General features: G+C 64.0%; 14 protein-coding genes. 3 read left to right on the top strand and 11 right to left on the bottom strand.

Annotated features, from left to right (window positions below; all coding sequences use genetic code 11):
* Positions 1-16: 16 nt before the first annotated feature.
* From chvE to ytfQ, 9 genes are all read right to left on the bottom strand, one after another.
* On the bottom strand, positions 17-1,090 hold the full coding sequence (gene chvE, locus CQ13_RS37275) for a multiple monosaccharide ABC transporter substrate-binding protein (RefSeq protein WP_057847735.1): 1,074 nt from the start codon (positions 1,088-1,090) through the stop codon (positions 17-19).
* 113 nt (positions 1,091-1,203) lie between these two features.
* Positions 1,204-2,106 (bottom strand): SMP-30/gluconolactonase/LRE family protein, encoded by a 903-nt coding sequence (locus tag CQ13_RS37270; RefSeq protein ID WP_057847734.1) that lies wholly within the window; start codon positions 2,104-2,106, stop codon positions 1,204-1,206.
* Positions 2,103-3,233 (bottom strand): aldose epimerase family protein, encoded by a 1,131-nt coding sequence (locus tag CQ13_RS37265; RefSeq protein ID WP_057847733.1) that lies wholly within the window; start codon positions 3,231-3,233, stop codon positions 2,103-2,105. Before CQ13_RS37265 ends, CQ13_RS37270 begins: the two co-directional genes overlap by 4 nt.
* A complete protein-coding gene (locus tag CQ13_RS37260) occupies positions 3,230-4,162 on the bottom strand; it encodes a Gfo/Idh/MocA family protein (RefSeq protein WP_057847732.1) in 933 nt (310 codons plus the stop codon). The genes CQ13_RS37265 and CQ13_RS37260 overlap by 4 nt, the downstream gene beginning before the upstream one ends.
* The gene (locus CQ13_RS37255) at positions 4,159-4,938 is read right to left on the bottom strand and encodes a FadR/GntR family transcriptional regulator (RefSeq protein WP_057847731.1); all 780 of its coding nucleotides are present in this window, start codon (positions 4,936-4,938) and stop codon (positions 4,159-4,161) included. The genes CQ13_RS37260 and CQ13_RS37255 overlap by 4 nt, the downstream gene beginning before the upstream one ends.
* Positions 4,935-5,918: a galactofuranose ABC transporter, permease protein YjfF gene (yjfF, locus tag CQ13_RS37250; protein ID WP_057847730.1), complete on the bottom strand. Its 984-nt coding sequence runs from the start codon at positions 5,916-5,918 to the stop codon at positions 4,935-4,937. Before yjfF ends, CQ13_RS37255 begins: the two co-directional genes overlap by 4 nt.
* Positions 5,915-6,898 (bottom strand): ABC transporter permease, encoded by a 984-nt coding sequence (locus CQ13_RS37245; RefSeq protein ID WP_057847845.1) that lies wholly within the window; start codon positions 6,896-6,898, stop codon positions 5,915-5,917. The genes yjfF and CQ13_RS37245 overlap by 4 nt, the downstream gene beginning before the upstream one ends.
* Positions 6,899-6,909: 11 nt before the next feature.
* Positions 6,910-8,454 (bottom strand): sugar ABC transporter ATP-binding protein, encoded by a 1,545-nt coding sequence (locus tag CQ13_RS37240; RefSeq protein WP_057847729.1) that lies wholly within the window; start codon positions 8,452-8,454, stop codon positions 6,910-6,912.
* Between the two features lie 135 nt (positions 8,455-8,589).
* Positions 8,590-9,555, bottom strand: coding sequence for a galactofuranose ABC transporter, galactofuranose-binding protein YtfQ (gene ytfQ, locus CQ13_RS37235; protein ID WP_057847728.1), 966 nt, complete (start codon positions 9,553-9,555; stop codon positions 8,590-8,592).
* Between the two features lie 321 nt (positions 9,556-9,876).
* Between ytfQ and garD the strand changes: the two genes are divergently transcribed.
* Positions 9,877-11,412 carry a galactarate dehydratase gene (gene garD, locus CQ13_RS37230; protein WP_057847727.1) on the top strand — a complete coding sequence of 512 codons (1,536 nt, stop codon included), beginning with the start codon at positions 9,877-9,879 and terminating at the stop codon, positions 11,410-11,412.
* A gap of 40 nt (positions 11,413-11,452) precedes the next feature.
* Here garD and CQ13_RS37225 read toward each other — a convergent pair whose 3' ends face one another.
* Entirely contained in the window at positions 11,453-11,908 is a 456-nt protein-coding gene (locus CQ13_RS37225) for a host attachment family protein (protein ID WP_057847726.1), read from the bottom strand.
* Positions 11,909-12,054: 146 nt separating this feature from the next.
* Between CQ13_RS37225 and CQ13_RS37220 the strand changes: the two genes are divergently transcribed.
* Positions 12,055-12,387, top strand: coding sequence for a hypothetical protein (locus tag CQ13_RS37220; RefSeq protein ID WP_057847725.1), 333 nt, complete (start codon positions 12,055-12,057; stop codon positions 12,385-12,387).
* 131 nt (positions 12,388-12,518) lie between these two features.
* On the top strand, positions 12,519-12,950 hold the full coding sequence (locus tag CQ13_RS37215) for a CBS domain-containing protein (RefSeq protein ID WP_057847724.1): 432 nt from the start codon (positions 12,519-12,521) through the stop codon (positions 12,948-12,950).
* A 295-nt stretch (positions 12,951-13,245) separates the two neighbouring features.
* Here the strand turns inward: CQ13_RS37215 and CQ13_RS37205 are convergent, their stop codons facing one another.
* The gene (locus CQ13_RS37205) at positions 13,246-13,455 is read right to left on the bottom strand and encodes a DUF6496 domain-containing protein (protein WP_057847722.1); all 210 of its coding nucleotides are present in this window, start codon (positions 13,453-13,455) and stop codon (positions 13,246-13,248) included.
* Positions 13,456-13,827: the final 372 nt, after the last annotated feature.

Below are 13,827 nucleotides of genomic sequence, written 5' to 3'. Positions count from 1 at the left end.
GCGCCGCCATCCCTCTTTAGTCGATCTGCGAACGCTTGTAGTAGCCGCTGTCGATCAGCACCTTCTCCCAGTTGCTCTTGTCGACGACGACGGGCTTCAGGAGATAGGACGGTACTACCTTGACGCCGTTATTGTAGGTCTTGGTATCGTTGACGGTGACTTCCTTGCCGCTGAGGGCTGCGTCCACCATGTCGGCGGTGACGCGGGCGAGATCGCGGGTGTCCTTGAAGATGGTCGAATACTGCTCGCCGCGCAGCATCGATTTGATCGACGGCACCTCGGCATCCTGGCCGCTGACGATCGGCATCGGCATGTTGCCGCTGCCGTAGCCGATCCCCTTCAGCGACGAGAGAATGCCGATGGAGAGGCCGTCATAGGGCGAGAGCACCGCGTCGACCCGCTTGCGGCCGTAGAACGCGCTCAGGAGGTTGTCCATCCGCGCCTGGGCGGTGGCGCCGTCCCAGCGCAGCGTCGAGACCTTGTCCATGCCCTTCTGGCCGCTGCCAATCACCAGCTTGCCGTTGTCGATGTAGGGCTGCAGCACCGACATCGAGCCGTTGTAGAAGAAGTAAGCGTTGTTGTCGTCCGGCGAGCCGCCGAACAGTTCGATGTTGAAGGGCCCCTTGCCTTCCTTCAAGCCCAGCGCCTGCTCGATCGATTGGGCCTGCAGCACGCCGACCTGAAAATTGTCGAAGGTGGCATAGTAGTCGACATTGGGCGTGTCGCGGATCAACCGGTCATAGGCGATCACGATGATCCCCTTGGCCTTGGCCTGCTTCAACACGTCGGACAGTGTGGTGCCGTCGATCGCCGCGATCACGAGCACCTTGGCGCCCTTGGTCACCATGTTCTCGACCTGCGAGAGCTGGTTCGGGATGTCATCCTCGGCATATTGCAGGTCGGTGCCGTAGCCACGCTCCTTCAGGATCTTGACGATGTTGTTGCCGTCGTCGATCCAGCGAGCCGACGATTTGGTCGGCATCGCGATGCCGACAGTCCCCTTGCTTTGCGCGAACGTGCCGGTCACCGCCGTCGTGGCCATGGTCGCTGCCAGCGCCAAGGCCGACAGTGTGGTTTTCAGACTAATCATGCTTCTCTCCCTTGATCACCGAGGATCTGTGATTCCTGGATTTTCAGACCGCTGGCTGCGGTTCTCGAAACTCAGTCGCTCTGCGCGTTTGTGCCGCGCCTCGTATTCCTCCATCAAGCCGTTGCAAGTTTGACGTCTGGTTCGGGGCGGCCGCGCGCCGCAACGTCGAGCAGGAAGGTGCGGCCATGATCGGGGTCGGCGCGTTTCGCGTCCTCCCCCATCCCCTGCCAGGCCGAGGTAACGAGCAGGCGCGAAAAATCTTGGCCGACAAAAGCGGGACAACTCGATTGCCGTGCCGGAACGCGGAGACTGCGCAGATGCTCGCCTTGAGGGCTGTAGACGTCAATGCAGCCGCCACCCCAGCGTGCGTTCCAGATCAGCCCGTCGGCATCGACCACCGCACCGTCGATGCCGCCGCCGCCCCGCCGGGTAACTAGCGCGCTCGGCTCTCGGCGCGGCAGGCCAGTCGCCGCATCGAGCTCGACGCGGAACAGCACGTTATCACTGGTGTCGGCGAAATAGCCGACGGTCCCATCCGGCGAGAAGCAGATCGCGTTGGGAATCGTGATGTGATCATAAAGGCGCGATAGCTCGCCGCGATGCAGCGCATAGATGGCGCCCAGTCCGCGCTCGGCCTGGCGGCCCATGGTGCCGACCCAGAAGGTGCCGGACGGGTGCACCCGTGCATCGTTCGAACGCGTCGCGGCATTGTCGGCTTCCAGCGGCCGGTACAGCGTCATCCGTCCTTCCGTCGTATCGCGGACATAGAGACCGTCATCCGCGACGAGCAACTGGCGATGCGCGTCGATCCGCCCAAGCGCGCTGCCCATCACACCGAGGGAATGGATCGTGGTCCGCCCGGTATCGAGCTGCGCCTCGAACAGCCGGCGCCCGATGATATCGAACCACCAGGCGGTATCGGTGGCGACGTCGTAGGTCGGCCCTTCGCCAAGATGGCACCGCTCGCTGCAGAGAACTGTCGTCGGCACCTCTTCCTTTTTGCAACCACCAATCATCGCCCGCTCTCCCCGGGCAACTCTACCGCGGATTGTGTCCCGATTGCGCCCTCGATCGCATGCATGAAGCGATACAGCGTGGAATGGCGATAGACCTCGCCCGGCGAAAGCCGTGCCGTCGGGAAGTCCGGCCGGTTGGGCGTATCGGGCCACGCGTGCGGCTCGAGGCAGATCGCATCGGACTGCCGATACAGGCGGCCGCCTTTTCCAGCGGTGGAGCCGTCGAGAAAGTTTCCGGAATAGACCTGCAGGCCGGGCTGGTTGGTGAACAGTTCGAGCACGCGGCCGGATGCTGGCGCTGCGAGCCGCGCGGCGAAGCGAGGCTCGCCACTTGGCGGCGCGAGGCAGAAATTATGATCATAACCACGGCCAAGACGGAGCTGCGGATGGTCGTTGCGGATCCGCGCGCCGATCTCGATGCCTGTACGGAAGTCGAACGGCGTACCGGCAACCGCAGTGGGCGGCTGCGGCAGCGGGATCGCGCCGGCATCGACGGCAAGGAAGTGATCCGCCGCCACGGTGAGGCGATGATCTAGGACGTTCTGGCCGGACGCACCCGCCAGATTGAAAAAGCTGTGATTGGTGAGATTGACCACGGTGGGACGATCGGTTCGCGCCGTCATGTCGAGAGACAGTTCCATCGGCCCGGTGAGACGCCAGGTCACCTCTACGTCGAGCGCGCCGGGATATCCCTCCTCGCCATCGGCGCTGGTGTAGGCGAGCGTTACGGCCGGACGGTCTCCGTCCTCGATCCCGGCAATCCGCCAGTTGCGGCGATCGAAGCCCTCCAGCCCGCCATGCAACGCATTGGGGCCGTTGTTGGCCGCGAGCTGCACCTCAGTGCCATCGAGCACAAAGCGCGCGCCGGCGATACGGTTGGCGTAACGCCCGACGGTGGCGCCGAAGAACTGCCGCCGGGCGAGATATCCCTCGAAGGCGTCGTGACCGAGCACGATGTCGTCGCGACGTCCGGCGACGTCAGGCACCAGCAAGGCCTGCAGGCTTGCGCCATAGGTGATGATGCGCGCTTCCATTCCGCCATCGCATTGCAAGACGATGCGCTCGACTTCGCTGCCATCGGGCAGGACACCAAAGCGGGAGCGCGCCACGCGCGACAGCGTGTTCATGTCTCGTCCTCGAATGGCTCAACCGTGCGGCGGCGCCCCAGCAGGAACGCGTCGGCGACGAGTTGCAGCGGCGCAAGATCGACGTCGCTGTCGCCGGTTGCGGCGAGTTCGCGAAAGCGGTGATAGAGCCCGGCATATTCAGCGTCCGCGGCATCTACGATTTGTTTGCCCTCTGCCCTCAATCTTGCCCCGCCCATGGACAGGGTGACGGGACCGCCGTCGGTATCGAGATGGATGTCCCAGCTTTGCGGGCCGGTCTGGCGGAAGTCGAACTCTGCCGTGATCTTCAGCCCCTGCGCGTCACTGAGTGCAAGAGTCGCGGCGATCGGCGCGTCGCGATTGGCGGGGAACGCGAGATCGGCCGAGGTCACGAACAATGGCTGCGGCAAAATACGCGTCAGGATCGAAAGCGCGTTGATGCCGGGGTCGAACACGCCGAGCCCGCCCGGCTCGAAGATCCAGGCCTGTCCGGGATGCCAGACCCGCACGTCTTCCTTCCAGGCAATTTGGACAGCCGTGACTTTCCGGCCGGCCAGCAATTGCCGCGCAGGCTCGACAGCCGGAGCGAAGCGCGAGTGCCATGTGGCGAACAGCGTGCGTCGCGCGGTCCTCGCGGCGGTCACGAGCGGATTGATCTCAGCCACCGTGGCGCCGGGCGGCTTTTCCAGCATCACGTGCTTGCCCGCGGCAAGCGCCATCGTCGCCTGCGCCTGGCGAACCTGCGGCGGGGTGCAAAGCGCTACCGCGTCGATCGGCGGACCGTCGCGCAGGAGCTCATCGAGCGTCGCCGCATGCGCCACGCCGGGAAGCGAGGCATTGCGGCTCGCGACGGCGACCAGCTCCACGCCGTCGGTTGCAGCAATCGCCGGCACGTGCTGGTCGCGTGCGATCTTGCCGAAGCCGACGATGGCGACGCGAAGCGGGTTCATGATTGCTCTCCAGGTTCGACCACCGCGGAGACCGCAGGCGCGGCGCCGGACGATGGCGAAACGTCCTCATGACGGCGTAATCCGTTGTGGATCACCTCGGTCATGGCTGCTGTGGCAGCCTCGGCATCGCCGCTGGCGATCGCACCGACGATGCGCTGATGCCACAGCAGCACGGTCTCGCGGTCCTGCGTTTCGACCGGGGCGCTGAGCAGGAACGAAGCGCGCAATGCCGCCTCGATGACGTTGCCGATCGAGCGCATGAACAGATTGCCAGACGCGTTGGCGACGGCCAGATGCAGGGCAAGATCGCCGTCGGCAAAACCGACGGAGTCGGAAGCCTCACGCCGCATCCGCTCCATGCTCCGGTTCAGTTCGGCGATGTCGGCTTCCGAGCGCCGGGCTGCCGCCAGCGCGGCAGCGCGCGGTTCGACCGCGAGCCTGATTTCGGCGAGATCGTTGAGAAAGCGCCGGTCGATGCCGGCATCAAGATGCCAGGCCAGCACATCGGCGTCGAACATGTTCCAGGCGCCGCGCTCGCGCACAACGGTGCCGACCCGCGCCTTGGTGGTGAGCAACCCCTTGGCGACCAGGGTTTTGACGCTCTCGCGCAAGACCGGCCGGGAAACGCCGAACATCGCCGTGAGTTCGGCGTCGCCCGGAAGGCGGACCCCTTCGGCGTAACGCCCCGCGATGATGTCGACGCCGATGCTGCGGGCGACCTCGGCGTGGTTGGAATGCGCGCGCCGCGTCGGGATGACGACAAGCCGGGAGGTCATGATTTGAGAACTCCTGTCTTACGGGGGCCGGCGCGGCGGGCGATATCGAGCATGGCCTGCTGCAGCGCGATGAAAGCGAAAAGCAGGATACCGGTCACGATCTTGGTCCACCAGCTCGACAAGGTTCCATCGAAATTGATGTAGGTCTGGATCAGGCCCTGAATCAGCACGCCGAGCAACGTGCCGACCACCGTGCCCTGACCGCCGGTCAGCAAGGTGCCGCCGATCACCACGGCCGCGATCGAATCGAGTTCGACGCCGACCGCGGACAAGGAGTAGCCCGCCGCAGTGTAGAAGGAGAACACAATGCCGGCGAGCCCCGCAAGCACGCTCGACAGCATGTAGATGCGCACCGTCATCGATCCGACCGGTATGCCCATCAGCGCGGTGGTCGCGCGGCTGCCGCCGAGCGCATAGACGTTGGCCCCGAAGCGGGTGAAATGCAGCAGCACGGCGCCCGCCGCGACCACGGCGAGCATGATCAAGGCAATGGCGGTGAGCCGGCCTCCCCCGGGGAGCCGCAGGGCGAAATCCGACACCGTCGAATAGAGCGGCGCTGATATCGGCGTCGATTCCGTCGACATCAGGAAGCTGGCTCCGCGGGCGAGGAACATGCCGGCCAGCGTGACGATGAAGGGCGGCATGTCGAAGACGTGGATGATAGCGCCCATGGCCGCGCCAAACGCGGCGCATAGCAAGAGGATCGCGGCGAAGGCGACCAGCGGCGGCACGCCGAGGCGCTCGATCGCCAGCGCGACGAAGACGGTGGTGAAGCCGATCACCGAGCCGACCGACAGGTCGATGCCCCCGGAAATGATCACGAAGGTCATGCCGGTGGCGACGATACCGAGAAAGGCATTGTCGGTCAGCAGATTGGCCGCCACGCGGGTGGAAGCGAAATTGGGGAATTGCGCCGTGCAGAGCGCAAATCCGACGACGAAAACGATGGCCGTTATCGCGACCGGCGGCAGCCGCCTCATTGTTGCGCCCTCCACAGCACGGCCCCGGCGCTGGCGAAGCGCGGCGACTGCAGCAGCAGGACGATCAACACGACGGCCGCCTTGACCAGGAGATTGAACTCCGGCGGATAGCCCGACAGCAAAATCCCGGTGTTCATGGCCTGGATAATCAACGCGCCGACCATCGCCAGCACCGGGCTAAAGCGTCCGCCGAACAGCGAAGTGCCGCCGATCACGACGGCCAGAATGGCATCGAGCTCGAGCCAGAGCCCGGCATTGTTGGCGTCCGCGCCCATGATGTCGGCGGCAGCGATAACGCCGGCAAGCGCCGCGCACAGGCCGCACCAGACATAGACCGCGAGGATCATGCCGCGGGTGCGGATCCCCGCCAGTTCGCTGGCCCTTGCGTTGCCGCCGGTCGCCTCGATCAACAGGCCGAGCGCCGAGCCACGGACCACCGCACCGGTGACAACCAGCATGCCGAGAACGACCACGACCGGCGTCGGCACGCCGAGCACGGCGCCGTTACCGAGCCAGACCAGATCGGGCGCCGTGAAAGTGACGATCCGCCCCTCGGTAATGAGCTGCGCAACGCCGCGGCCCGCCACCATCAGGATCAGAGTGGCGACGATCGGCTGGATGCCGAGCACCGCAACGAGAAAGCCGTTCCACAGCCCGCACAGCAATCCGGCGCCGAGCGCGGCGGCAAGCGCCAGCGGCAGGCCGTAGGCGTCCGCCAAACTCGCGGCAATGGCGCCGGCAATCGCCATGACCGCTCCCACCGACAGATCGATACCGCGCGTGGCGATGACCAGCACCATGCCGAGCGCAAGCAGCGCGACCGGCGCGCCGCGGTTCAAGACGTCGATCAGGCTGCCGAACAGGCGTCCGTCCTGCATCCGCAGATCGAAGAATTGCGGCGAGACCGCACGGTCGATCGCAAGGATCACCAGCAAGGCGATAATCTGGGCGAGGCCACGGCTTTGCAGCAGTCTTCGCATCATGCTTGGCATCAGGCTTGCCCGACTTCCGCGCCAATGGTGCTGCTAGCGGCGATCGCCGCAAGAATGTTGGAGATGTCGATAGCTTCCCCTTCCAACTCGTCGACATGGGCGCGATCGCGCAGCACGATCACCCGGTCGGAATAGGTCACGATCTCGTCGAGCTCGCAAGAAATCACCAGGAGCGCCAGGCCGTCGTCGCACAGTTCGCGGATCAGGCGGATGATCTCGGCATGCGCACCGACATCGATGCCGCGGGTCGGCTCGTCCAGCACCAGAACGCGCGGCGCCGTGGCGAGCCAGCGGGCGAGCACCACCTTCTGCTGGTTGCCGCCCGACAATAGCCCGATCGGCCGCTCCGGCTCCGGCGGGCGAATGTCGAGCAGGCGGATGAACCGCATCGCGATCTCGTCCTGTTCGGAGCGGGACAGCGGTTTTGCGAGGCCGCGCTTGGCCTGCAGCGCCAGCACGATGTTTTCGCGCACGGTAAGGTCAGCAATGATGCCCTCGGTCTTGCGCTCTTCGGGGCAATAGCCGAAGCCATGGGCAATTGCATCGCGCGGCGATTGCAGCCGGACCGGCTTGCCATCGACCGCGGCGCTGCCGCTATCGGCGCGCTCATCGCCAAACACCAGCCGCGCGGTTTCGGTGCGCCCCGATCCGAGCAGGCCGGCCAGGCCAACCACCTCGCCGCGGCGAAGCGCGAGATCGAACGGCGCAACATAGCCGGCCTTGCCGTAACCCTCGAAGCGCGCGCAGAGCTCCCCCGCTGTCCGCACCTGCGCTGCCGCGCGCTCACTCGTCGTCTCGGCGAGTTCGCGGCCGAGCATCATGCGGATCAACTCGATCCGCGGCAGTTCGGCCGTCTTCCGCTCGCCGATCAACCGGCCATTGCGCAGGACCGTGATGCGGTCGCAGATCTCATAGACCTGATCGAGGAAATGCGTGACGAAGACGACGCCGATCCCGCGCGTGGCCAGCTTGCGCATCACCGCGAACAGGATCTCGACTTCGTGGCGATCGAGGCTCGCGGTCGGCTCGTCGAGGATCAGCACGCGCGCCGACTGGTCGACGGCGCGGGCGATCGCGGTGATGTGCTGAACCGCGATCGAATAAGTTCCGAGCGGCTCGGCGACGTCGATATGCAGATCGAACTCGGCCAGCAGCGCGGTGGCGTTCCGGCGCATCTCGGCCTCTCGCACCAGACCGAACCGCGTCGGCTGCCTGCCGAGATAAAGGTTTTGCGCCACCGACAAGTTCAGGAGCAGATTGACCTCCTGATAGACGGTCGCAATCCCCGCATCGACCGCTGCCTTGGCCGAGCCCAGCGCAACCTCGCTCCCACTGAGTCTGACAATGCCGGCATCGCGCGGGAAGACACCGGTCACCGCCTTGATCAGCGTCGACTTGCCTGCGCCGTTCTCGCCGAGCAGCGCGTGGATTTGACCGGCCCGCAAGGTGAAATCCACCTCCTGCAGAGCCCGCAGCGTGCCAAAACTCTTGCTCAGGCCCCGCACTTCCAGCAGAGCCGGGCCCGGGTCGGAAGCTGCATTCATGCCGGCATTACTCCCACCGACGTTCGCGTCTACCGCGAACGTCTGGCATGTGCCCCTCATGAGGCGGATTCGTCGAGAATGCTTTCGCCGCCGGGCCGGAGCTAACGCGAGGCTCGGCGGCGCAACGCCAGACGGTCAGTAGCCGAGGCCCTTCTTGCTGTCATAGATCTTCTGCGGATCGTCGGCCGCCGTGTACAGCTTCGATTCCGTCTGGATCCACTTCGGCGGCACCGTTCCCTTCGCCTTGTAAGCCATGATGGCGTCCAGTGCCGGCCCCGCCATGTTTGGCGTCAGTTCCACTGTGGCGTTGGCCTCGCCGGCCGCGATGGCCTTGAAGATATCAGGCACCGCATCGATCGACACCGTCAGGACGTCCTTACCCGGCTTGAGGCCGGCTTCCTTCATCGCCTGGATCGCGCCGACCATCATGTCGTCGTTGTGGGCATAGACCGCGCAGATATTCTTGCCGCCGCCTTCGGCCTTTATGAAGCTTTCCATCACCTCCTTGCCCTTGGCGCGGGTGAAGTCACCGGTCTGGCTGCGCACCACCTTGAGGTTGGCGTTCTTGGCGACGACGCTGTCAAAACCCTTTTTGCGGTTGGTCGCGACGCTCGCGCCGACCGTGCCCTGCAGCTCGACGACGCTGCATGCTTTCCCGGCTACCGTCTTCGCCAGCCATTCGCCGGCGACCGCACCTTCATGCACGCTGTCAGAGGTGACGGCTGTGAGATACAGCTCCTTGCCCGACGGATCGATATCACGGTCGAGCAGCACGACCGGAATCTTGGCTTCCTTGGCCCCCTTCAACACCGCATCCCAGCCGCTCGACACGACCGGCGCGAGGAAGATCGCGTCGACGCCCTGGGCGATGAAGGAACGGATCGCCTTGATCTGGTTCTCCTGCTTTTGCTGGGCGTCGGCGATCTTGAGCGTGACCTTGCGCTTGGCTGCCTCCGATTTGGAGACCGAAGTCTCCGCCGCCCGCCAGCCGGATTCGGATCCGATCTGGGAGAAGCCGACGGTCAATTCGGCGGCGGTTGCCGGCAGCGAGAGGGTAATGGCGACTAGGGCGGTGGCCGCAAGGAGGGCTTTGGAGTTCATGAGGCGCATTCTCCCAAAAATGTTGTCAGGGTGCCTCGCATCACCGAAATCGGTATCAAAGCACCTCTACGCTGTCCATTGGCGGCAGCGCTGGGAATATTTCACGGAAGGTTAGCCCTTACTAGTAATATTATTTGACTATTTGGTTCCAAGCCCGCGCCCATGTCAGCCGATCATTTGCTCCCCCCAGGAGGCCGCGCCCTCAGCTGGCCGACGTCTTGCCCGTGGGCTGCTTGATCGCGCGCGCGGTTTGACCTTGATTGCCTCACTCACACAGCGCAGCTACGCGTTGCCTGATACCCCCGCGAACAAGGATTCGATATGCAGCCCGTCACCGCGAAACCGCTCTACATCCGCATGCACGCGGACGATAACGTCGCGATCGTCGCGAACCGCGGAGGTCTGCATCCGGGCGCTGAATTCTCGTGCGGTCTGCGGCTGATCGAACAGATCCCGCAAGGCCACAAGGTTGCCCTCGGCGATATCAGAGAAGGCGAAGCCATTCGCCGCTACGGCGAGGTCATCGGCCATGCCGCAGCGCCGATCACTAAGGGGAGCTGGGTCAAGGAATCGCTGGTGCAAATGCCCGACGCACCCTTATTCGATAATCTGCCAAGGCCGAACGGCGGCGCGATCCGGCTGTCGCCGCTGGAAGGCTACACGTTCGAAGGCTATCGCAATGCCGACGGTTCGGTCGGCACCCGCAACATCCTCGCGATCTCGACCAGCGTGCAATGCGTCGCCGGCACGGTCGAGTTCGCACTGGAGCGGATTCGCAAGGAGCTATTGCCGAAATATCCCAACGTCGACGACGTCGTTGCGGTCACGCATGCCTATGGCTGCGGCGTCGCGATCAACGCGCCGGGCGCAGCCGTACCGATCCGCACGCTGCAGAACCTGGCGCGCAATCCCAATTTCGGCGGTGAGGTGATGATCGTTGGCCTAGGCTGCGAGAAGCTGCAGCCCGAACTGCTGCTGCCCGAGGGCATGAGCGCCGATGACGAAATCATGCGCATGCAGGACGAAGGCCTCACCGGCTTTGGCGAGATCGTCGAGGACATCGTGCAGATGGCCGATGCGCGCCTCAAAATTTTGAACCGGCGCCGCCGTGAAACCTGCCCGGCCTCGGCGCTGGTTGTCGGCATGCAATGCGGCGGCAGCGATGCGTTCTCGGGTGTCACTGCCAATCCTGCGCTGGGTTTTGCTGCGGATCTGCTGGTGCGCGCCGGCGCTACCGTGATGTTCTCTGAAGTGACGGAGGTGCGCGACGCGATCCATCTCTTGACGCCGCGCGCGGCGACCCAGGACGTTGCCGACGCGCTGGTGCGCGAGATGGCCTGGTATGACCGCTATCTCGCCGGCGGCGAAGCCGACCGCAGCGCCAACACCACGCCGGGCAACAAGAAGGGAGGCCTCTCCAACATCGTCGAGAAGGCGATGGGCTCGGTGATCAAGTCCGGCACCAGCCCGATCGCGGGCGTGCTTGCGCCGGGCGAACGTGTCAGCCAAAAAGGGCTGATTTTTGCTGCGACTCCGGCAAGCGATTTTGTCTGCGGTACGTTGCAATTGGCCTCCGGCATGACGCTGCATGTCTTCACCACCGGCCGCGGCACGCCCTATGGACTTGCCGCCGTGCCGGTCATCAAGGTCTCGACCCGCAGCGAGCTGAAGCAACGCTGGCACGACCTGATCGACGTCGACGCCGGCAGCATTGCGACCGGCGATGCGACGATTGAGGACGTCGGCTGGGAGATCTTCCGCCTGATCCTCGACGTGGCGAGCGGCCGCGAGACCTGGGCCGAGCACTGGAAGCTGACCAACGCGCTCGCGCTGTTCAATCCCGGTCCGGTGACCTGACCGGGAGCAAGCCGCCGCGAAATGCGGTGGCCGTAAGCGGCTAAGCCGCCATCAGCCTTTCGATATCGGGTATCGGATGGGAAGTTAACTGCTTCGGAATCTCGCCTACGATCCGCTCTGTCACTTCGGCATGAAAGGCCTGTCGAAGGTTGCCCAGAACTTTCGCCGGTGCGACCACAACCAATTTTTCGAAATGATTGCCATGGGCAAGCCGATAGAGCGCGTCGGCAATGGTGCCAGCGAACCGCTCTTCGGCGATATAATGCCAGTCGGCTTGCTCCATTGCGCTTCGGGCCGCGCCGACGCTCTGGACGGACCGCCCGGGACGATCGGTTCCCTGTTCGCGCGTCGCCGGATTTTCCTGCTCAAGCACGTGCTCGACTTCCAAATTGAGCTGTTGCGGGGTGCCTTTGTTACGGAGGAAGAGGGCCTTTTTGCCGTCGCCGATGAGAACAAGCGCGTTGTGAGAGATGCGGGGTTTCGCTTCAGAGGTCATATTCGGTGCTCCATGTGGCCCAACGCGTAAATTTCCGGCTGGTTGCCTCTACCGGAACGTTCTCCTCCATTAGCTTAGCTTCCGGAACCAAAGTGGATGCGACGCTTTGAGCCCGCGGGCAGCATTCGAACGAGGAAGGAACTTCAATGAGGAAGCTCGCAATCGGCCTGCTGGCCGGCACGGGCCTGCTCCTGACAGGCAGTGCAAATGCGTCTGATATCTACACCGACAGCGAATACACAAACTCCGACCTGATACAGCAGGTCCGCATGGTCTGTGACGATGACGGACGCTGTTATCGCACCCGCGGCAGCAGCCGCGTCATCGTTCGCGATTCATACGCCTATGCACCACGCGAGCGATATATCGAGCGTCGATACTATCGCGATCGCGATTGGGACCACGGGCCGCGAGCCGGCGTTGGTTTCCGGGCACCTGGCGTAAGCGTGGGCGTCGGCGTGGACAGCAACCGCTGGTAGGACAATCGAGGAGAGACTTCGGGCTCGTCTGAGGTCTCTCCACCAGCGTCGGGATATTTCATTTGCCCCACTGGAACAGCGATCCGACGCGCCTGTTAGCGGGTGAAGAACCGGCAAGCGGAGAGGCTCACATGAAAGTTTCCGATGTGATGACACCCGAGGTTCAACTCTGCACTCCCGATGATACGTTAAAGGACGCCGCGCAGGCCATGGCGGCGCTCGGGGTCGGGTTGCTCCCGGTAACGGACAATGAACGCCTGGTCGGCATGATCTCCGACCGCGATATCGCGATCCGCGGGATCGGCATGGGCCGAGGCCCCGAGGCGCGGGTCGGCGACGTGATGACGGCCGACGTCAAGTACTGCTACGAAGATCAGGATCTCGACGAGGTGTGCGCCAACATGGGTGACATCCAGGTCCGCCGCCTGCCCGTGCTCAATCGCGACAAGCGGCTCGTCGGCATCATTGCGCTGGGCGACATCGCGCTGGTGCAAAGCGGCAACGGGACGGGTGCGGCGTTGAGCCGAATTTCACGTCCCGGCGGGCAGCACGCGCAGGTTTGATCTGCGGGAAAAGCCGGCAGAGACGTCCCCGTTCATTTGCGCCCGTTGATTTTGCGCGAAGTGACAGGAACCCCGGTCAACCGCTCGCCGTTCTAATGGTCGTCCCGCGGTCGGGGACGACGACGGAGCGGCGCAGACCGATGACACGAAAGCCAACGTTCCCGCGAAGCCGAAAAATCTCGCCGTCCCGAAATCCCGAGCGCTATCGGCCTCGTGCGCTCGACGATTCCGGCGATGAACTGCTGCTTGACGATTGGATGGTAGCGTATCCCGCCGCCGATCTGGCCCGATCGGACTAGGACTTCTTCTTCGAACGCTTCTTGGGCACCTTGGCGCCCCTTTTTCGGGCTTCGGACAGGCCAATTGCGATCGCCTGTTTCCTGCTCTTTACCTTCTTGCCGGAGCGACCGCTCTTCAGCGTGCCGGCTTTGCGCTTCTTCATGGCGCGGCCTACCTTCTTTGCCGCGCCCTTTGAATATTTGCGCTTCTTCGCTTTCTTCGCCATCTCGCTAGTCCTCGCTATTCAACAGTACGCACGGACGCCGCGCTGCGGGCGTTCCGTGCGACTTGTGTCAGCCAATCGGCCCTTACTAATGCTTCCCGACGGTCAATCAGCGATACTCCCTATAGTTCCCAGCACCTCGCTTCGATCCCGGCGGGTTCGGCCGCCTTTCGCACTGCAGGAAATTCTCCTGCATCTTGCTCGGCGTTGCGGCAAGGGCATATGTTAGGGATCAGACAGACGACAATTCGTCGGTGGGTTAGTCTTGTCATGAGGTTAGCCAGATGTTCGCCGCCCTCTTGCCCATCGAATGTCCGCGTTGCGTCAGGTGCCTGACTCGAATGCAACTGGCCAACGTTGTCATGGGTGCCGACC

The sequence above is a fragment of the Bradyrhizobium retamae genome (assembly GCF_001440415.1).
Lineage (GTDB): Bacteria > Pseudomonadota > Alphaproteobacteria > Rhizobiales > Xanthobacteraceae > Bradyrhizobium > Bradyrhizobium retamae.
This window is presented reverse-complemented; position numbering and strand designations above follow the sequence as displayed.

Coding starts and splice junctions, on each gene's coding strand:
- chvE (WP_057847735.1), bottom strand. CDS start 1,090: ATGATTAGTCTGAAAACCACACTGTCGGCCTTGGCGCTGGCAGCGACC.
- CQ13_RS37270 (WP_057847734.1), bottom strand. CDS start 2,106: ATGATTGGTGGTTGCAAAAAGGAAGAGGTGCCGACGACAGTTCTCTGC.
- CQ13_RS37265 (WP_057847733.1), bottom strand. CDS start 3,233: ATGAACACGCTGTCGCGCGTGGCGCGCTCCCGCTTTGGTGTCCTGCCC.
- CQ13_RS37260 (WP_057847732.1), bottom strand. CDS start 4,162: ATGAACCCGCTTCGCGTCGCCATCGTCGGCTTCGGCAAGATCGCACGC.
- CQ13_RS37255 (WP_057847731.1), bottom strand. CDS start 4,938: ATGACCTCCCGGCTTGTCGTCATCCCGACGCGGCGCGCGCATTCCAAC.
- yjfF (WP_057847730.1), bottom strand. CDS start 5,918: ATGAGGCGGCTGCCGCCGGTCGCGATAACGGCCATCGTTTTCGTCGTC.
- CQ13_RS37245 (WP_057847845.1), bottom strand. CDS start 6,898: ATGCGAAGACTGCTGCAAAGCCGTGGCCTCGCCCAGATTATCGCCTTG.
- CQ13_RS37240 (WP_057847729.1), bottom strand. CDS start 8,454: ATGAATGCAGCTTCCGACCCGGGCCCGGCTCTGCTGGAAGTGCGGGGC.
- ytfQ (WP_057847728.1), bottom strand. CDS start 9,555: ATGAACTCCAAAGCCCTCCTTGCGGCCACCGCCCTAGTCGCCATTACC.
- garD (WP_057847727.1), top strand. CDS start 9,877: ATGCAGCCCGTCACCGCGAAACCGCTCTACATCCGCATGCACGCGGAC.
- CQ13_RS37225 (WP_057847726.1), bottom strand. CDS start 11,908: ATGACCTCTGAAGCGAAACCCCGCATCTCTCACAACGCGCTTGTTCTC.
- CQ13_RS37220 (WP_057847725.1), top strand. CDS start 12,055: ATGAGGAAGCTCGCAATCGGCCTGCTGGCCGGCACGGGCCTGCTCCTG.
- CQ13_RS37215 (WP_057847724.1), top strand. CDS start 12,519: ATGAAAGTTTCCGATGTGATGACACCCGAGGTTCAACTCTGCACTCCC.
- CQ13_RS37205 (WP_057847722.1), bottom strand. CDS start 13,455: ATGGCGAAGAAAGCGAAGAAGCGCAAATATTCAAAGGGCGCGGCAAAG.